Below are 19,204 nucleotides of genomic sequence, written 5' to 3'. Positions count from 1 at the left end.
TCGGTCGCCGCGGCCAGCTGGCTGCAGCGACCTCCCTGTTCAACGCGCTGTACAAGGGCACACCATGACAGGAAAGAACTCTCTCGCGCTGGGCGTGTTCATGCCCAACTGCTCCAACATGCCGTCCATCTCAACCCACGGGGTTGTTGCTGACCAGTGGCAATATCCCAACAACGAACGCATCGCCCTGTTGGCTGAATCCCTGGGGTTTGATTACCTGTTCCCCGTCAGTCGTTGGCGCGGTTTTGGTGGTGAAACCAACTATCTCGGCACATCGCTGGAAACCACAACCTGGGCTGCCGCACTACTACGTGCCACCGAGAGAATAAAGGTTTTCTCCACAGTGCACGTTCCACTATTTCACCCGATGGTGATCGCAAAAGTCGGCGCGACTCTGGCACATATCAGCAACGACCGGTGGGGGCTCAATGTCGTCAGCGGCTGGAGCCAGAGAGAGTTCGAGATGATGGGGCTGGAGCTGGACGATCACTCGCGCCGCTACGAACGCACATCGGCATTCGTCGAAATTCTGCGCGGCCTTTGGGATGCCGCGGGTGAACCGCTGAATCACCGCTCAGACTGGTATTCAATCAACAACGGCGTCTCCCTGCCTCGCCCCGCCAAAATGCCACAAATCGCCAATGCCGGCATCTCTTCCGATGCCCAGGCAATGACCGCAAAACTCTGCGACTGGTCGTTCATGTCCGGCGCGAGCATTGAAGCGTTGCCACGACTGGTGGATAGCATCAAGTCTCAGGCGCAGAACCAGGGGCGCGAGGTCCGAACCGCCATATTTCCCTTTCTCTTGTGGCGAGACACCGAGGCCGACTCCCAGGAGGAACTGCAGAGCATCATTGCACACAAAGACGACGAAGCGGCCCGCAACTGGCTGGATGGCATCAGCGCAGGCAGCGGCTCCTTTGACGAGTTTACCGAAAACATGATCGCGGCAAGTGGAGGCGGTCTGCCGCTGCTCGGAACCGCAGAAATGGTGGCAGAGCAACTCCGCGCGATACACAACAGCGGTGTCGATGCCGTCATGCTGACTCTTCAGGACTATGAGCGCGACCTGCAACGGCTTGGCGTTGAAATTCTGCCCATATTGCGCCGCATGGGCGTCATACGAACTTGAACCCGCGATAGCAACAGCGGCGACAGCAAAGGGGAAGAGGCATGTTGAGTTTTACCACCGGCGAGTTCCAGGTGTACAACATTGAGGAGTGGCAGGGTGAGTTCGCACGCCCGGAGGACCTCTTTGCCGACTTCGACAGCGATGCGTTTGCGAAGATCGTCGACAAGATACCCAATGCGTTCTATCGAGCAGACAGCAACCGTATATATGCCTTCCTGCAAAGCTGGGTCATCAAGGCAGGTGATCTGACGATCCTTTACGATACCGGAGCCGGAAACCTCAAGCAGCGCCCGGGAATACCCGTGTTTGGCCAACTGAGCACGCCCTTTCTGGCCAACCTTGCCGCGGATGGCTTCACGCCTGAGGACATTGATATTGTCATCTGCTCGCACCTGCATATCGACCATGTCGGCTGGAATACGGAGCTGCGAGGTGAAAACTGGGTACCCACCTTTCCCAACGCCCGATACCTTTTTTCCCGAATCGATACGGCTTACTGGGATCCGACCAATTCGAGCGCATCGCGACCCTCCGCTGTAGGCGCAGAGGTAAATGCCAACGTGTTTGAGGACAGCGTTCAGCCTGTCCTTGATGCCGGACAGGCTGAGTTGGTTGACAACGGCCATGTTGTCGCGCCGGGAATCACGCTGACATTACACCCGGGGCACACGCCGGGCCATCTCGTTCTGCAACTCGAGAATGGCGGCGAGCAGGCGCTTTTTGTCGGAGATATCCTGCATCACCCCGCGCAAATCTTTCAACCGAGCTGGAACAGTGTCTATTGTGAGGACCAGGCTGCGGCACAAGCAAGCCGCCGCGAGATACTCGCCCAGGCGGCGGCGACTGGCGCGCGCGTTGTTCCCGCACACTTCGCCGGCGCCCATTTTGTTTGGGTTGAACAGCATGACGAAACGTTCCAACCCAGATACGAAACACAGAACTGAGCGCCGCTCAGGCTTGCCTGAAACGAAGGAGATCAGCCCATGCAACCGAAAGCCGCCCGGCATGCAGAGCGACCCACGGTACATTTTGACCCCACCGACCCCGCGACCATCGCGGACCCGCACTCCGTGTTTGATAAGTTGCGATCCGCAGCGCCCTTTGCATGGAGCGATGGGGGCTTCTGGATAGCAACGCGACACGACGATATTCGCTCAGTTGTCATTGATCGCAAGAACTTTGGTCAGGGGGATTTCACACGCAATATCCAGCTGTATTACGGCCCCGACTTCGACGTTTTTTCTCACTCGTCCTATCGCTGGCTTTCGGAGGTGTTTGTCTATCAGGATCCACCGCGCCACACGAGAATTCGCGGTCTGGTATCCAAGGCACTCACCGCAAAGCGCGTCAACGAGATGCGCCCTGACATTGAAGCAATAACGCACAGCCTGCTGGACCGCTACGCCGAGCAACGGGAAATGGAGTTGATCCACGATTTCGCCTATCGCCTGCCCACGCTCGTCATGTGCCACATGCTGGGCATCGATGAAAGCGAGGCAGATGATGCGCTATTGGATCGACTCAACCAGGCCATCGCCGACTCATTCCTGGTTCTGGAAATGCGCGCGCTGAACGAGGAAGAGCTCGCACTGGCAAATCGCCAGATTGATTTCCTCGAGGAGTTCTTCCAGTCCATATTCGAGCGTCGGCGGGCGCAGCCGCGGGAGGACCTCGCTACGGCCCTGCTGAATGCCCGCGAAGGTGACAGCAAACTCACCGATCGGGAAATGGTGACTGTGGCGATCGCGCTATTTGGCGCGGGCTTTGAAACCACAGCACACATGATTGGCAATGGTATTCTAACGCTGCAACAGCACCCGGCAGAATGGCAGCAGCTGGTAGACGAACCTGATCTCGCACCCTCCGCCACTGAAGAAATACTGCGCTACGAGAGCTCCCTTATCGCCACCTATAGAACAGCGTTCAATGACACAGAGGTTGGCGGCCAAATTGTCAGGGCCGGGGAGCGCGTGCTCGCGATACTCGCTGCCGGGAACCGCGACCCCGGCGTTTTTCCACGGCCGAACGACTTTGATATCCGGAGGGAAGGCGCTCACCACCTGGCGTTTGGCGGCGGCATACATTTTTGCGTGGGCGCTGTGCTTGCGCGACTTGAGGGTGATATCGCCCTGAGAGCTCTCGCCACACGATTACCCAAGATGCGGATCACCACAAGTGAACCCCAATGGCGCCCCGGCTTTATGTTCCGGGGACTGGAACAGCTTGTCATCCGCTGGTAGGCGGGCTCCCGAGTTCAGCACTGACCTGAGCCAACAAAGCGTTACCCACCTCGTCCATATCCAGCGTGCCTCCCTCCGGCAAACACTGGGCCATGGAGGTAACCCGCAGACCCTCATGACCACAGGGGTTGATGCGCAAAAACGGTTCCAGGTCGAGGTCCACGTTCAGTGCAAGGCCGTGGTAACTGCAGCCACGGCGCACACGCAAGCCCAGCGAGGCAATCTTGTCGCCGTCGACGTAAACGCCGGGTGCATCGGCACGGGGTGCGGCGTGGATAGCGTAAGCCTCGAGGACCTGCACGATGCTGTTTTCGATCAAGGTGACCAGTTGCCGCACGCCGAGGCCGCGGCGACGCAAATCCACCAGTAAATAGAGTACCCATTGACCGGGGCCGTGGTAGGTTACCTGGCCACCCCGGTCCACCTGAATCACCGGAATGTCGCCGGGAGCCAGCACGTGCTCTGCCTTGCCGGCCTGGCCCTGGGTGAATACGCGCGGGTGTTGTAGTAGCCACAGCTCGTCCGGGGTATCCGCGCCCCGGTTGTCCGTGAAGGTTTTCATTGCCTGCAGGGTAGTGAGGTAATCGGCGCGCCCCGCCAGCCGGCGACAGACAACGTCCATGATCAGATCACCATTTGCACCTGGCCCGTTGCCAGCAGGTCCTGGTGCAGGGCCTCCAGCTGATCAGGGCCAGTGGCAGTGATGGTGATGGTCAGCGAGGTGAAGGTTCCCTTGGCGCTGCCCTTTACGGTGATGGTTTGCTGGTCGAAACCGGGGGCGTGGCGCTCGAACACTTCCACAATCAGGTTGAGAAACCCGTCCGAACTGCGCCCCAATACCTTAATCGGGTACTCACAGGGAAACTCGATCCGCGGCGGCTCTTGCTCTGTCATGGCGGCTCCTCACCCCTCCACGCTGAACAACTGGCTGAACCAGAGGCGGATGCTATCCCATACCCGGGCGAAGAAGCCGGCCTGTTCCACGGAGGCCAGCGCCACGACGGGCGCCTCGAACACCGTTTCACCCGCCTGGGTCAGGCGCACCGTACCCACCTGGTCACCGCGGGCAATGGGCGCCATCAGGGTGGCGTTGAGTTCGACCTGCGTTTCCATCGCTTCACGCTGGCCTCGCGGCAGCGTCACCAGCGCCTCCTCCATCACACCAACGGCCACACTGTCCTGCAGTCCCTTCCAGACTCGCGGCTGTTCCAACTCCTGTTCAGCACTGAACAACTCTACCGTCTCATAAAACCTGAAGCCGTAGTTGAGGAGTCCACGCGTTTCGTTCTTGCGCGCTGTGGGGCTACGGGTTCCCAGAACCACGGAAATAAGGCGCATACCATCGCGCTCAGCCGAGGCAACCAGGCCGTATCCCGCCTCCTTGGTGTACCCGGTTTTTATACCGTCAACAGAAGGATCCTCTCCCAGCAGGGAGTTGCGGTTGTACTGGCGGATGTCGTTGTAAGTGAACTCGCGCTTCTTGTAGAGGGAGTAGTGCTCTGGGAAGTCGTTGATCATCGCCGCGGACAGTTTGGCGAGGTCGCGAGCAGTCACTACCTGACCGTCGGCGGGCAGGCCGTGGGAATTGGCGAAATGTGAACTGGTCATGCCCAGGGCCTTGGCATAACTGTTCATCATGTCGGCGAAGGCATCCTCGCTGCCGGCAAGGTGCTCGGCCACCGCTACCGTGGCGTCGTTGCCGGAGGAGATGATGATGCCGTGTTCAAGATCGCTGATCGAAACGTCCTTGCCGGGTTCAATCCACATCAGTGACGATCCGTTGAACACCGGGTTCTGCGACCAGGCGTTGCGACTTACCGTCACCCTATCGTCTGCGGCCACCCGGCCGGATTCGATTTCACCGGCAAGCACGTAGGCCGTCATCATCTTGACCAGGCTGGCCGGTGGTCGCGGTTCATCGGCATTCCCCTCCGCCAGCACGGTGCCGGTATCGGCGTCGATCAGCAAGTAAGCCTCGGCAGCCACCTGTGGCGGCGCCGGCACAATGGCCGCCGAGGCGGAACCGGTGACAAGAACAACCAGCAGGGAAAACAGGAAACGCTTCATAACTAACAGGGCCTGAAATGTTGGAACATGAATGGCGCAGCAAGCGCCGGAAGGCGGGTCGAACCCGCCGCGTCAGGGCAGCAGCTGGGTACCACTGTAACCACTGGCTTCAAGACGTTGCTGCAGCTGCAGAATATCCTCGTTTGCCGCAACAGGGCCAATACGCACCCGGTACAGACGACCGGCGCCGGATTCCACCGGGCTGACCGCAATTGGCGAGGTGACCAGTGCCGCCAACTCGATACGCAGCCGCTGCGCCGCAGACTCGGAACCAAAGGCACCGAGTTGCACAAACCGATAGTGCCCTGCCGGGTTGCTGCGGCGGTCGTCGATACCGGCCAGATTGATCACTTCTACTTCAACTGGCGCCGTGCCCACTTCCATGAAACCGAGTTTGACCGCGGCGCCGTAGGAAAGGTCAATCAGCCTGTCGCTGTGGAAAGGGCCACGATCGTTAACCCGCACAATCATGCTGCGCCCGTTTGTCAGGTTGGTGACGCGGGCATAGCAGGGTATCGGCAGGGTCTTGTGCGCTGCGGACGCCGCATACAGGTCAAAAATCTCGCCGTTCGACGTTTTCTGGCCGTCGAACTTGGTGCCGTACCAGGAGGCAATGCCACGCTCACGGTAGTTTGCGAGGCTGGAGAGCACTTCATAGGTTTCGCCGTTGACGGTATACGGACTGAAGTTGCCGACGATGAGTATCGGGTCTGGCCGTGGCACAGCGTCCAGAACATCGTCGGGGTGAATGGTGCGCGGAGGCGCACCGTCCTGGACCTGGGCACCCGGCGCAGCAGGCGGCTCGCCGGGCACCGTCACAACACCCGGCCCACGCGTGGCACAACCGGCCAGTACCAGCGCCAGCAACCCGACCAGCAGCAGGTTCGCCCGGCTCATGGCGCCAACCCTGCGGCCAGGCGCTGGCTCAGCTGGTAGACGCTCATGGCGTACATGGCGCTGTGGTTGTAGCGCGTGATGACGTAAAAATTGTGCCGGCCCAGCCAGTATTCATACCCTTCCTCCAACTCCAGCCGTACAGGCGTTACCTGTGTTTCGCCGTCCAGCGGTGCCCGCGCGTGCAGGCCCCCGGCATCCAGCTCATCCACACGGCGCTTGGGTACCAGGCCGAGGCCGAACCACGCCTCAGGCACCTCGTCGGATGCCGCCGCGGGCACCACCACCCCTTCGCCACTGCGCCAGCCATGGCGACGCAGATAATTGGCCACACTGCCAATACCATCCACCGGATTGTTCCAGATATCAATGCGACCGTCCGCATCGAAATCGACCGCGTAACTGCGGTAGCTACTCGGCATGAACTGGCCATACCCCATGGCGCCGGCATAGGAGCCTTGAAGGGCGAGCGGATCCATCTGCTGTTCTTGCGTGAGGATCAGATAATTCTTCAGTTCCCGGCTGAAATAGGCCGACCGACGCGGATAGTCGAAGGCCAGTGTGGCCAGCGCGTCCAACACGCGATAACTTCCGGTGATGCGCCCATAAGCGGTCTCCACGCCGAGAATGGCCAGCACAATCTCCGGTGGCACTCCGAATTCCGCCTGCACGCGGCGGAACGTGTCTTCGTGCGCACGGTAGAATGCCAGACCCTCGCTAACCCGCTGTTCCGTAAGGAAAATCTGCCGATACTCATACCAGGGCTTGACCCGTTCGGCGGGGCGGGCCATGACCTCGAGAATACGCTCCTGGCGCTCGGCGCTCGCCACGACCTGCAGCAGCTGCTCGCGGTTGAACCCGCGCTCCTCCACCAGCTCGTCGACCAGCGCCCGCGCCGCAGCAAGATCGCCATAGTCCGTACTGGCGCCAACCGCTAACACCGGCCAACAACACCACAGAGCCACCAGGCGGCAGGCCATCGCTTTCGTCATGCGCAGAATCTCACCAATCACCTACCTTATCGGGGGCGGCCTGAATCGCCTGTGGCGATAGCCATCAACAGACCGAAGCCGGCCATCAGCGTCACCACGGAAGTCCCGCCTGCACTGACCAGCGGTAGCGGCACGCCCACCACCGGCAGGAGGCCCGCAACCATCCCCATGTTAACAAAGATGTAAACGAAAAACGTAAGCGTGATGCTGCCAGCGACCATGCGACCGAAATTGCTGTTGGCATAGACCACAATCCAGAAGCCACGCAGCACAATGAGCAGGTAAAGCGCCATGAGGAACAACACTCCGCGCAAACCGAACTCTTCGGCCAGCACGGCAATAATGAAATCGGTGTGGCTTTCCGGCAGGAAATCGAGCTGTGACTGGGTGCCGTTCAGCCAGCCTTTGCCCTCCCAGCCGCCGGAGCCGATCGCGGTTTTCGACTGGATGATATTCCAGCCGGCACCCAGCTTGTCGCTCTCGGGGTTGAGCAGCGTGAGGATGCGCTGTTTCTGGTAATCCTTGAGCACGTACATCCATACTGGCCATGCGGAAGCACAGGCGAGCAGGAAAGCCCCCACAATGTAGCTCCAGCCAATGCCGGCCATGAACAGCACGAACAGGCCGCTGGCAGCAATCAACAGCGCAGTACCAAGGTCAGGCTGCAGCAGGATCAGCACCGAGGGGATGGCCACCAGCAGCAGACAGGCCAGCACGTACTTGAAACGCGGCGGCACTGTGCGTGAAGACAGATACCAGGCGACGGTCAGTGGCATCACCAGTTTGAGAATTTCCGAGGGTTGAAAGCGGAAACCGCCCAGCGAGAGCCAGCGCTGGGCCCCTTTGGCACCAACGCCAAAGAAAATCACGCCCACCAGCAGCAACACGCCGAGCAGGTAGAACCAGGGCGACCAGCGCTGGTAGCGCTTCAGGTCGATCTGTGCCGCAAGGAACATGACGCCGTAGGCGAGCAGGAAGTACTGCCCCTGGCGCACGACCGCCGCCATTTTCTGCCCCGAGGCGCTGTAGAGCACCACCAGGCCAAACAGCGTCAACACCACCAGCAGCAGCAACAGCGGCACATCGAGGTGCAGGCGCAGCGCCAGGGGGGCGCGACGCGAGAGATCCGAGCTGTCGCCGGGAAATTGCAACTGACGAACATAATCACCCATCGGCGAGCGCTCCCGCAGTTGCTTCACTGTCCAGCGCGGCCTCTTCCACCAGCCAGGCGTCGAGCACAGCCCGCGCGATGGGAGATGCGGCCGAGGCCCCGCCGCCATTTTCCACGATCACGGCAACGGCAATGGTGGGCGACTCATAGGGTGCGAAGGCAATGAACAGCCCGTGATTGCGGTGTCGTTCCGCCACCTCCGCCTCGACATAAATGGCGTTCTGCGCGATGCCGATCACCTGGGACGTACCGGTTTTGCTCGCCATCTGGTAGCGAATGTCCTCGCCGATCTTGCGCGCCGTGCCCCGGGCGCTGTGCACGACCGCGCGCATCGAGTCATGCACCGCATCCCAATAGGCCGGGGGGGCGGTGATCGTCTCACGCGCTTCGTTGGGCTGCGTCTGCCCCGCCACGCTGCGCAGCAGCCGCGGGGTGCGTGATTGGCCCCGGGTGGCGAGCACGGTGGTCGCCGCCGCCAGCTGCATGGGTGTCGCCAGCATATAGCCCTGGCCAATCCCCGCACTGAGAGTCTCTCCCGGATACCAGGGCTGGTTCATGGTGTCGCGCTTCCAGCGCGTGGACGGCAGCACGCCGGGGCGCTCATTGGTGGTATCCACACCGGTGCGCGTGCCGAGGCCGTAACCGGACAGATAGTCGTGCATGCGATCGATAGTCAGGCGCCGGGCCAGGTCGTAGAAATACACGTCGCAGGATTCCGCGACCGCCATGTGCATGTCCACCCGCGGCGCGTGGCCGGTACCGCGTATCTTCAGGATCCAGTCCCGGTAGCGGCGTGAGTCGCCCGGCAGGCTGTACCAGCCAGGGTCGGCAACCGTGCTCTCGGGTGTCACCAGCCCCGCCTGTAGTCCGGCCATGGCCATCATCGGCTTCACGGTGGAGCCCGGGGGATACTGGCCCTGTATGGCGCGATTGAACAGCGGCACATCCGGGGAGTCCCGCAGCGCCTTGTAGTCCGCGGAGCTGATGCCATTGACGAACAGGTTGGTGTCAAAACCGGGGGTGGAAACCAGCGCGAGCACACCGCCATTCAGTGGATCGATGGCCACTACCGCACCCCGCTGCTCGCCCAGCGCGGCCAACGCAGTCTGCTGCAGCTGAAAATCCAGATGCAGGGTGATGTCCGCGCCCGGCACCGGGTCAAACCGCTCCAGCACCCGCAGTACCCGGCCGTGCGCGTTGGTCTCCACGTTCTGGTAACCCACTTCCCCGTGCAGCAGGTCTTCGTAGAACTTTTCCACTCCCACCTTGCCGACATGGAAGGTGCCGCGGTAGTCGCGCTCGTCCAGGCTCTGTGCCTCCCGCTCGTTTATCCGGCCCACGTAGCCCACCGCGTGGGAAAACAGCGCGCCATGGGGGTAGTGCCGCACCAGTTGTGCATCCACTGTGACACCGGGCATGCGGTGGCGGTTCACCGCCAGCAACGCGCGCTCCTCTTCGGTCAGGCGAAAACGCAGGGGTACCGCCTCGTAAGGGCGGCGGCGCTGCAATTTCTGCTGGAAGTTTTCCAGGTCGGATTCCGATATGGGCAGCAGCTGCTGCAAGTCGGCCAGCGTGGCGTCCATGTCCTCGACCCGCTCGCGAACGATAGACAGGATGTGGCTGGGTCGGTTGTCCGCCAGCAGTACGCCGTTACGGTCGTAAATCAGCCCGCGCTTGGGTGGCAACGGTTGCAGCTGCACACGGTTGCGGTCGGACTGGGTGCGATAGATTTCGTAGTCGTTGATTTGCAGGTCGTGATAGCGCGCCAGGATGACACCCAGCAAGGCCAGCACCAGCAGCACCGAAAACAGCGTGCGGGCAATGAAAATGCGGGCTTCACCGCCGGGGTCCTTAAGTGGAATGTGTTGTGGCATGTAATGCAGGGCCCGCGAGGTGGCTGGCTGACGCGTCAGGCGCGATGATACGGGTGGCCGGCAGTGATTGTCCAAGCCCGGTACACCTGTTCTGCGAGCAGCACCCGTACCAGTGGATGCGGCAGGGTAAGCGCGCTCAGCGACCAGCGCTGTCGGGCACGTTGCAGGCAGTCTTCGGAAAGGCCGTCCGGGCCGCCGATCAGCAGGCTGACATTCGTGCCGTCCATCTGCCAGTCGGTGAGCTCGCGCGCCAGACGCTCGGTGCTCCAGGCGGTGCCGCGCACATCGAGGGCGATGACCGTATCGCCCGCCGGCAGCGCCTTGAGAATCTGTTCACCTTCGCGCTGGCGCAGCTGCTCGGGGCTGGTGTCGCGACCGCGACGGGCCAGGGGCAGTTCGCACCATTCCAGACGAATCTCGCGCGGCAGCCGGCGGCTGTACTCCGCCACACCTTCATTGACCCAGGCAGGCATCTTCCCACCCACGGTAATGACCGTCAGTCGCATCAGCTACTCGGCCGGGTATCCACCCAGAGTCGCTCGAGGTCGTAGAAGTCACGCGTTGCCGGCAGCATGACGTGCACCACCACATCGCCAAAGTCCACGAGCACCCACTCTCCCGGGTTTTCTCCCTCTACCCCCAGTGGCCGGACTCCCTCTTTCTTCGCCTCCATACAGACGTTGTCGGCGAGCGATTTGACATGCCGATTGGAGGTGCCACTGGCAATGACCAGGTAATCCATGACGTCGGTCAGCTCGCGCACGTCAAGCGTGGCGATATTGACGCCTTTTAGCTCGTCGAGGGCGTTGGTAACGAGGTCTTTCAGGTTTTCGGCTTGCATCCGGGGTTTGTCTCTCCAGTTCAAAAATGAGTGTCAGTGGCAGCAGCATACAGCTGATGCCTTTCAATATAGTCCAGTACCGGCTCGGGGAGCAGATAACGGGGTGACCGCCCGCTGGCACACAGGGCGCGAATCTCGGTTGAGGAAATCGCCAGGGGCCGCAATTGCAGCACCAGCACACCCCCTGCAGGCCGCTGCTGCAGAGCTGAAGGCTCGGCAACACCGTGTGCGGCGAGCCAAGTCGCCACCGCCCCCTGCGCTGGCAAGTGCCAACCGGGGCGCGCGATCACCACGATATGCGCAAACTCCAGCAGAGCCTGCCAACGATGCCAGCGATCCAGTCCCTGCACCGCATCGCACCCCATCACCAGGCTCAGGCTGCGCTGCGGCCCATACTCCGCGCGCAGCTCCTCCAGGCTGTCGATGGTCCACGACGTACCGGTGCGCTGCAGCTCGCGACGGTCACAACGCAACCGCGGCTCGCCGCCAATCGCCAGCTCAACCATGTCGGCACGCCGGGCGGCCGGGCACTGCGGTGTTTCGCGGTGCGGCGGTGTGGCGCAGGGCATAAGATGCAGGCGGGCGAGCCCCAGGTGCTCAACCAGCTCCAGCGCGGAGCGCAGGTGGCCGTTGTGTATGGGGTTGAAGGTTCCGCCGAGGACGGCAACCGGGGCACCACTGGCCTCCCACGGCCTCAACTGCGAACCTGCCCCTCACCGAATACCACGTACTTGCGTGAGGTCAGTCCCTCCAGACCCACCGGCCCGCGGGCATGCAGTTTATCAGTGGAAATGCCGATTTCCGCGCCCAGGCCGTATTCAAACCCGTCCGCGAAACGCGTGGAGGCGTTGATCATCACCGAGCTGGAATCCACCTCTCGCAGGAATCGCATGGCGCGACCGTGATCGCGCGTGACAATGCTGTCGGTGTGCTGTGAACCGTAGTGATTGATATGGGCAATGGCTTCGTCCAGGCCCTCGACAATGCGCAGGGCGAGCACGGGGGCCAGGTATTCTTCATACCAGTCCTGTTCGGTGGCCTCCCGCGTGCCCGGCAACAGCGCACAGCTGCGCACACAGCCACGCAATTCCACCCCTTTGGCAGCAAATGCCGCGGCCAGTTGTGGCAGCAAGGCGGCCGCCTCACTGGCGTCGACGAGCAAGGTTTCCATGGTGTTGCAGGTGCCGTATCGGTGAGTCTTGGCGTTCACCGCAATCGCCAGCGCCATGGCATGCTCCGCACCGGCATCAACATAGACGTGGCAAACACCATCGAGATGCTTGATCACGGGCACACGGGCCTCGCGGCTGATGCGCTCGATCAGGCTTTTACCACCGCGCGGGATAATCACGTCCACGTGTTCGGGCATGCTGATCAGGGCACCCACCGCGGCGCGATCGGCGGTGTCCACCACCTGCACCGCCGCCGCCGGCAGGCCCGCCTGCTCAAGCCCCGCGGCAATGCAGGCGGCAATGGCACGGTTGGAGGCCAGCGACTCCGAGCCGCCGCGCAAAATGGTCGCGTTGCCGGACTTGAGGCACAGGCTGGCCGCCTCCACAGTGACGTTGGGCCGCGACTCGTAAATGATGCCGATAACGCCCAGCGGTACCCGCATGTGGCCCACCTGTATGCCACTGGGCATGCGGTTGACGTCACTGATGCTGCCGACCGGGTCGGCGAGCGCCGCGACCTGCCGCAACCCCTGCAACATGCCATCAATGCGCACTGGCGTGAGTTCCAACCGGTCGAGAAGCGCCGCATCCAGGCCGCGCTCACGACCGCGGGCAAGATCCTCCGCATTGGCTTGCGCCAGCGCGACACGCGCACCGTCGAGCGCGTCGCACGTTGCCAGCAGCGCCGCGTTGCGCTGTGCGGTACTCGATGCAGCCAACTGCCGCGACGCGGCCCGTGCGGCAGCGCCCAATTCCTGCATGTAGTGCTCGATACTCATTCCTGTTCCCGTACCCGCGATCGCGCTCGATTATACCTGAAGCCCGCCGCGGGTGCGCCAAACTACCGAAGGGAAAAGGAGCTGGGACCCGGAACACCCGGGGCAGAGAATCAGCTGGCGCTCTGGGCTGCCGCAGCTTCCTTGATCAGCGTCTGCAGTTCACCACTGGCGTGCATTTCGGTCACGATGTCGCAACCACCAATCAGCTCACCGCTGATCCACAGCTGGGGGAAGGTCGGCCAGTTGGCGTATTTGGGCAGGTTGGCACGCACATCGGGGTTGGACAAAACGTCCACATAGGCGAAACGCTCACCACAGGCCATGAGGGCCTGCACCGTTTGCGCTGAAAAGCCGCATTGGGGCTGATTGGGGGAACCTTTCATGTACAGCAGGATGCTGTTGCTCTGAATCTGTTCCTTGATGGTATCGAGAATATCCATGGTGTTTAACGCCTGTTGTTGAGGTTGCTGATTGGACCGAAACTTGAGACAGAAGTTTACCTGATTTGAGGTGAAAACGCAGGCGGCTTGCCGTCCAGTGCCCACCGCTGGGCACCCGCGGGGGGACGAAGGTCGCGGACTGCGGACCTGCTTTTATTCGCCACCGGCGGAACCCGGCTGCAACGCTGGCAACAAAATTGCCAAGCTCACGAAATCCCGCTAATATTTCAGTTCTGACAGGCAGCTAGCGCTGCCTTTTTGCGTTTCTGGGGCCCTGCCTGGACCCTGCCATTGGGAGAAGAACCGGTGTCCGCGTTGATGCAAACCTATGCAAGGCTGCCCGTGACGTTCAGTCACGGAGAAGGTGTCTATCTGGTGGATACCGACGGCCGACGCTATCTGGATGCACTGTCGGGCATCAGTGTCACCAACCTGGGCCACGCCCACCCCGCGGTAACCGAGGCTATCCAGCAACAGGCCGCACGCCTGCTGCACACCTCGAACCTTTACCACATTGCCGGGCAGGAAGCGCTGGCGGATGCCTTGACCGCGGTGTCCGGCATGGAAACCGCCTTTTTCTGCAACTCCGGCGCGGAGGCCAACGAAGCCGCCATCAAGCTGGCCCGCCTGTATGGCCACCAGCGCGGTGTGGCCAAGCCCGCCGTGATTGTTTTCGAAAACGCCTTCCACGGGCGCACCCTGGCAACTCTCAGTGCCACCGGCAACCGCAAGATCCAGGCCGGCTTCGAACCTTTGGTTTCGGGTTTCACCCGGGCGCCGCTCAACGACCTCGCCGCCGTGCAGCAGATCGCCGCCAACAACCCGGATGTGGTGGCCGTACTGGTGGAACCCATTCAGGGTGAGGGCGGCATTCGCGTCGCCGACGACGCTTTCATGCAGGGCCTGCGGGCGCTGTGTGACGATCGCGGCTGGCTCCTGATGCTGGATGAAGTGCAGTGTGGGAATGGCCGCGCAGGCCATTACTTTGCCTGTCAGGGGATGGGCGTGGTTCCGGATGTAATCACCACGGCAAAAGGCCTGGGCAACGGCGTACCGATCGGCGCCTGCCTGGCGCACGGGGCGGCGGCCACGGTCTTCAAGGCCGGCCACCACGGCTCCACCTACGGCGGCAACCCGCTGGCCTGTGCTGCGGGGCTGGCTGTGGTTAACACGGTGGTCAGCGAGGGGCTCGCCGAGCGCGCTACCGCTGCCGGTGCGCACCTGCGGCAGCAGCTGGCAAACGGACTGCGGGGCTGCGAGAGCCTGGTCGAACTGCGCGGGCGCGGCCTGATGATCGGGGTGCAATTGAACCGCGATTGCGGCGAGCTGGTCGGCCGCGCGCTGGCCGCCGGGCTACTGATCAATGTGACTGCGGGCAACACCATCCGCCTGCTGCCCCCGCTCATCTGTCGCGACGAACACCTCGACGAACTGGCCGCAGGCCTCATTAAACTGATCCGGGACTTCGAGTGAAGCCCGCACCGCTTTTGCAGGATAATCCCATGGCGTCACCCCGGCACTTCCTCACCCTGCTCGACTTCAGCCCCGACGAGTTGCAGGCACTGATAGACCGCGCCAGCGCCATGAAAAAAGCGCACCGCGCCGGTGAAGATCAGCGTCAGTTTCCGGGCAAGGTGCTGGGGATGATTTTTGCCAAGTCTTCCACGCGCACGCGCGTCTCCTTTGAGGCCGGCATGGCGCAGCTCGGTGGCCACGCCATGTTCCTGTCGCCGCAGGACACCCAACTGGGCCGCGGCGAGCCGGTCGAAGACAGTGCACGGGTCATTTCCTCCATGGTCGATGCAGTGATGATCCGCACCTTCGGCCACGATATCGTGGAACGCTTTGCCGCCTACTCTTCAGTGCCGGTGATCAACGCATTGACGGATGACTTCCATCCCTGCCAGCTGCTCGCGGACATGCAAACCTGGCAGGAGCACCGCGGGCCCATGGCCGGCAAGACGGCGGCCTGGGTGGGCGATGGCAACAACATGTGCCAGTCCTACATCAACGCGGCACGGCAGTTCGACTTCAGGCTGCGCATCGCCTGTCCGCCCGGCTTTGAGCCCCGCGCCGACCTGCTGCACAACAACCGTGACCGCGTGGAACTGAGCCACGACCCGGTGACTGCCGTGCGCGATGCGGACCTGGTCGTCACCGATGTCTGGGCCTCAATGGGGCAGGAGAAGGAACAGCAGACCCGTGCCCGCCAGTTTGCCCCCTTCCAGGTCAACGAGGCGCTGATGGCACATGCAGCCAGCGATGCGCTCTACCTGCACTGCCTGCCCGCGCACCGGGGCGAAGAGATCAGTGCCGGCCTTATGGACGCGCCGGATACGGTGATCTGGGACGAGGCTGAAAACCGGCTGCACGCCCAGAAAGCGCTGCTGGAATTTCTGCTGCAGGGAGGTTAATAACCGGGGCACCTAACCCCCCGAATTCTTATAATAAATTATTCATTGGCGGCCAGATTCCGCCCCCCCGGCCACCGTGTCAGGCCAACTTCAAGCTGATAGCGGCCTGCGGGGTAAGTGGGCGCAGACCTACTCCTTCGCCCACACGTTATCCACAAGATAAACCCAGCCTTGCGGCCTTGCATTGCCCCTCTGGTCGCTTTATCTTGTGTGTCGCCCTCTCAAAAACCCCAATATGTGGGGCCTCGACAACAAAAAAGGCCGCCAGCCCCGCGCCGCACGGAGACACTATGCACACCGAAACCACCCCCAGCAGCAGCCCGGCCACCCCGTCCAGTGGCGATGCCAACCCGGTGCCCGGCAGTATCGCCGCAACCGCACCCGGGCAGCTGCGTGTTATCAAGCGCAATGGCATGGTTGTGACCTTTGAAGAAAGCAAGATATCCGTCGCCATCACCAAGGCGTTTCTCGCCGTGGAAGGTGGCACAGCCGCGGCATCGAGCCGCATTCACGAAACCGTGGCCAAGCTGACCGACCAGGTGGCCGCCACTTTCCGCCGCCGCATGCCATCAGGCGGCACTGTGCATATCGAAGACATCCAGGACCAGGTGGAACTGGCACTGATGCGCGCCGGCGAACACAAGATCGCACGCGACTACGTCATCTACCGCGAGGAGCAGGCGCGCAAGCGGGCCGCCCGCAAGGCCCTGTCTCCTGCCGCACAGGAGGCTGCGGGCAACATCACGGTGATTCAGGCCGATGGCAGCCGTGCGCCGCTGGACCTGGAGCGCCTGCACACCGTGGTCACGGAAGCCTGCAGCAACCTCACCGACGTCAGCAGCACGCAGATCATCGATGAGGCCCTGCGCAACCTGTACGATGGCGTGACCGCAGCGGAACTGGCCACCTCGCTGGTGATTACCGCGCGCACCATGATCGAGAAGGAACCCAACTACACCTACGTGGCTGCCCGACTGCTCTGCGACAACCTGCGCGCCGAAGCCCTGGGCTTTCTCGGCGTCGCCCAGGCTGCCACCCAGGGCGAAATGAGCGAGCTCTACGCCAGGGCGCTCTCCGCCTACATCCAGCGCGGTATCGAACTGGAGCTGCTGGACCCGAAGCTCGCGCAATTCGACCTCGAACGACTCGGTCAGGCCCTGCTGCCAGAGCGCGACCTGCAGTTCACCTATCTGGGCCTGCAAACCCTCTACGACCGCTACTTCATTCACAGCAACGATGTGCGCATCGAGCTGCCCCAGGTGTTCTTCATGCGCGTGGCCATGGGCCTGGCCAGCGAGGAAGCGGACCGCGAGGCGCGGGCGATCGAGTTCTACCAGTTGCTGTCGTCATTCGACTACATGAGCTCCACCCCCACCCTGTTCAATGCCGGCACCCTGCGCCCGCAGCTGTCGTCCTGCTACCTCACCACTGTGCCCGATGACCTGCACGGCATTTTCGGCGCCATCCAGGACAACGCCATGCTGTCCAAGTTTGCCGGTGGCCTCGGCAACGACTGGACCCCGGTACGCGCCCTGGGCTCCTACATCAAGGGCACCAACGGCAAGAGCCAGGGTGTGGTGCCGTTCCTCAAGGTTGTGAACGACACCGCCGTCGCGGTCAACCAGGGCGGCAAGCGCAAGGGCGCCGTGTGTGCCTATCTGGAAACCTGGCACATGGATATCGAAGAGTTCGTGGAATTGCGCAAGAACACCGGCGATGACCGCCGTCGCACCCACGACATGAACTCCGCCAACTGGATCCCCGACCTGTTCATGAAGCGGGTATTCGACGATGCTGAGTGGACCCTGTTCTCCCCCAACGATGCGCCCGACCTGCACGACCTCTACGGCCGCGCCTTCGAGGAACGCTACACCTGGTACGAGGAGCAGGCGCGCGCCGGCAAGCTCAAGCTGCACAAAACCGTGCGCGCACAGAACCTGTGGCGCAAGATGCTGGCGATGCTGTTTGAAACCGGCCACCCCTGGATGACCTTCAAGGACCCCTGCAATCTGCGGTCACCGCAACAGCACGTCGGCGTTGTGCACTCATCCAACCTGTGCACAGAGATCACCCTCAATACCAGCAAGGACGAAATCGCGGTCTGCAACCTCGGTTCCATCAACCTGCCCCAGCACGTGGGCGAGAATGGCCTCGATCTCGACAAGCTGCGCAAGACCGTGCGCACGGCGGTGCGCATGCTGGATAACGTCATCGACATCAATTACTACTCGGTGCCACAGGCGGAGCGCTCCAACCTGCGCCACCGCCCCGTCGGCCTCGGCCTGATGGGCTTCCAGGATGCCCTCTACCGTCAGCACATCGCCTACGGCTCGGAGCAAGCAGTCACCTTCGCCGACAGCTCCATGGAGGCCATCAGCTACTACGCCATCGAGGCCTCCAGTGAACTGGCGGCCGAGCGCGGGGCTTACTCCAGCTACGAGGGCTCCCTGTGGAGCCGGGGCATCTTCCCCATCGATTCGCTGGGAATACTCATCGAGCAGCGCGGCGCCGACTATATTCAGGTCGATCGCAGCACCTCACTCGACTGGGACAGCCTGCGTGCTGCCGTGCGGGAGCGCGGCATGCGCAACTCCAACGTGATGGCCATTGCGCCCACGGCGACCATTGCCAACATCACCGGGGTATCGCAGTCCATTGAGCCCACGTACCAGAACCTGTACGTAAAATCGAACCTCTCCGGCGAGTTCACCGTGGTCAACCCCTACCTGGTGAACGACCTGAAAGCGCGCGGGCTGTGGGATGGGGTGATGGTCAACGACCTCAAGTACTACGACGGCAGCGTACAGGCCATCGACCGCGTGCCGGCTGACCTCAAGGCCATTTACGCCACGGCATTCGAGGTGGAGCCCCGCTGGCTGGTGGACGCTGCCAGCCGCCGCCAGAAATGGATCGACCAGGCCCAGTCGCTGAACCTGTACATCAACAACGCCAGTGGCAAGAAGCTGGACGTCACCTATCGCATGGCCTGGTACAGCGGCCTGAAAACCACGTACTACCTGCGCTCGCTGGCGGCCACCGGCACGGAGAAATCCACCATCAGCACCGGCAACCTGAACAAGGTGTCCTCCGGCGGCCAGACTGTGCAGGCAGCGCCGGCGGCCGTGCCGACCGCGTGCTCGCTCGATGACCCGGACTGCGAGGCCTGCCAGTAAGGCGGGCCATATCAC

Annotated in this window: 18 protein-coding genes; 6 read left to right on the top strand and 12 right to left on the bottom strand. The window is 62.2% G+C overall.

Annotated features, from left to right (window positions below; all coding sequences use genetic code 11):
* The first annotated feature begins 64 nt into the window (after window positions 1-64).
* From EGJ68_RS03945 to EGJ68_RS03935, 3 genes are read left to right on the top strand one after another with little or no spacing between them, the layout of a single operon-like run.
* Complete coding sequence (locus tag EGJ68_RS03945; protein ID WP_123033219.1) at window positions 65-1,132, top strand: LLM class flavin-dependent oxidoreductase; 1,068 nt, start codon at window positions 65-67, stop codon at window positions 1,130-1,132.
* Between the two features lie 41 nt (window positions 1,133-1,173).
* The gene (locus EGJ68_RS03940; RefSeq protein WP_123033218.1) at window positions 1,174-2,076 is read left to right on the top strand and encodes an MBL fold metallo-hydrolase; all 903 of its coding nucleotides are present in this window, start codon (window positions 1,174-1,176) and stop codon (window positions 2,074-2,076) included.
* A gap of 39 nt (window positions 2,077-2,115) precedes the next feature.
* Window positions 2,116-3,372, top strand: a complete 1,257-nt coding sequence (locus tag EGJ68_RS03935; protein WP_123033217.1) for a cytochrome P450 — start codon at window positions 2,116-2,118, stop codon at window positions 3,370-3,372.
* On the opposite strand, the gene lipB is transcribed toward EGJ68_RS03935, so the two are convergent.
* From lipB to grxD, 12 genes are all read right to left on the bottom strand, one after another.
* Window positions 3,359-3,994, bottom strand: coding sequence for a lipoyl(octanoyl) transferase LipB (lipB, locus tag EGJ68_RS03930; RefSeq protein WP_199227911.1), 636 nt, complete (start codon window positions 3,992-3,994; stop codon window positions 3,359-3,361). The two genes, EGJ68_RS03935 and lipB, sit on opposite strands and share 14 nt — an antisense overlap.
* Before the next feature lie 2 nt (window positions 3,995-3,996).
* Window positions 3,997-4,266: a YbeD family protein gene (locus tag EGJ68_RS03925; RefSeq protein ID WP_123033215.1), complete on the bottom strand. Its 270-nt coding sequence runs from the start codon at window positions 4,264-4,266 to the stop codon at window positions 3,997-3,999.
* 9 nt (window positions 4,267-4,275) lie between these two features.
* On the bottom strand, window positions 4,276-5,439 hold the full coding sequence (locus EGJ68_RS03920; protein ID WP_123033214.1) for a D-alanyl-D-alanine carboxypeptidase family protein: 1,164 nt from the start codon (window positions 5,437-5,439) through the stop codon (window positions 4,276-4,278).
* Window positions 5,440-5,511: 72 nt separating this feature from the next.
* Window positions 5,512-6,336, bottom strand: a complete 825-nt coding sequence (locus tag EGJ68_RS03915) for a septal ring lytic transglycosylase RlpA family protein (RefSeq protein ID WP_123033213.1) — start codon at window positions 6,334-6,336, stop codon at window positions 5,512-5,514.
* Entirely contained in the window at window positions 6,333-7,325 is a 993-nt protein-coding gene (gene mltB, locus EGJ68_RS03910; protein WP_123034028.1) for a lytic murein transglycosylase B, read from the bottom strand. Before mltB ends, EGJ68_RS03915 begins: the two co-directional genes overlap by 4 nt.
* A 26-nt stretch (window positions 7,326-7,351) precedes the next feature.
* Window positions 7,352-8,497, bottom strand: a complete 1,146-nt coding sequence (gene rodA / locus EGJ68_RS03905; RefSeq protein ID WP_123033212.1) for a rod shape-determining protein RodA — start codon at window positions 8,495-8,497, stop codon at window positions 7,352-7,354.
* Window positions 8,490-10,370, bottom strand: coding sequence for a penicillin-binding protein 2 (mrdA, locus tag EGJ68_RS03900; protein ID WP_123033211.1), 1,881 nt, complete (start codon window positions 10,368-10,370; stop codon window positions 8,490-8,492). Before mrdA ends, rodA begins: the two co-directional genes overlap by 8 nt.
* A 35-nt stretch (window positions 10,371-10,405) precedes the next feature.
* Window positions 10,406-10,876, bottom strand: coding sequence for a 23S rRNA (pseudouridine(1915)-N(3))-methyltransferase RlmH (gene rlmH, locus EGJ68_RS03895; protein WP_123033210.1), 471 nt, complete (start codon window positions 10,874-10,876; stop codon window positions 10,406-10,408).
* Window positions 10,876-11,211 (bottom strand): ribosome silencing factor, encoded by a 336-nt coding sequence (rsfS, locus tag EGJ68_RS03890; protein WP_027949802.1) that lies wholly within the window; start codon window positions 11,209-11,211, stop codon window positions 10,876-10,878. Before rsfS ends, rlmH begins: the two co-directional genes overlap by 1 nt.
* 20 nt (window positions 11,212-11,231) lie before the next feature.
* A complete protein-coding gene (nadD, locus tag EGJ68_RS03885; RefSeq protein WP_123033209.1) occupies window positions 11,232-11,909 on the bottom strand; it encodes a nicotinate-nucleotide adenylyltransferase in 678 nt (225 codons plus the stop codon).
* The gene (locus EGJ68_RS03880) at window positions 11,906-13,162 is read right to left on the bottom strand and encodes a glutamate-5-semialdehyde dehydrogenase (RefSeq protein ID WP_123033208.1); all 1,257 of its coding nucleotides are present in this window, start codon (window positions 13,160-13,162) and stop codon (window positions 11,906-11,908) included. Before EGJ68_RS03880 ends, nadD begins: the two co-directional genes overlap by 4 nt.
* A 110-nt stretch (window positions 13,163-13,272) precedes the next feature.
* Window positions 13,273-13,602 (bottom strand): Grx4 family monothiol glutaredoxin, encoded by a 330-nt coding sequence (grxD, locus tag EGJ68_RS03875; RefSeq protein WP_123033207.1) that lies wholly within the window; start codon window positions 13,600-13,602, stop codon window positions 13,273-13,275.
* 318 nt (window positions 13,603-13,920) lie between these two features.
* On the opposite strand from grxD, the gene EGJ68_RS03870 reads away from it, so the two are divergent.
* From EGJ68_RS03870 to EGJ68_RS03860, 3 genes are all read left to right on the top strand, one after another.
* Window positions 13,921-15,075, top strand: a complete 1,155-nt coding sequence (locus EGJ68_RS03870) for an aspartate aminotransferase family protein (protein ID WP_123034027.1) — start codon at window positions 13,921-13,923, stop codon at window positions 15,073-15,075.
* Between the two features lie 29 nt (window positions 15,076-15,104).
* Complete coding sequence (argF, locus tag EGJ68_RS03865; RefSeq protein ID WP_123033206.1) at window positions 15,105-16,016, top strand: ornithine carbamoyltransferase; 912 nt, start codon at window positions 15,105-15,107, stop codon at window positions 16,014-16,016.
* Window positions 16,017-16,306: 290 nt separating this feature from the next.
* Window positions 16,307-19,189 carry a ribonucleoside-diphosphate reductase subunit alpha gene (locus EGJ68_RS03860; RefSeq protein ID WP_123033205.1) on the top strand — a complete coding sequence of 961 codons (2,883 nt, stop codon included), beginning with the start codon at window positions 16,307-16,309 and terminating at the stop codon, window positions 19,187-19,189.
* Window positions 19,190-19,204 lie beyond the last annotated feature (15 nt).

The sequence above is a fragment of the Haliea alexandrii genome (assembly GCF_003719295.1).
GTDB lineage: Bacteria > Pseudomonadota > Gammaproteobacteria > Pseudomonadales > Halieaceae > Haliea > Haliea alexandrii.
This window is presented reverse-complemented; position numbering and strand designations above follow the sequence as displayed.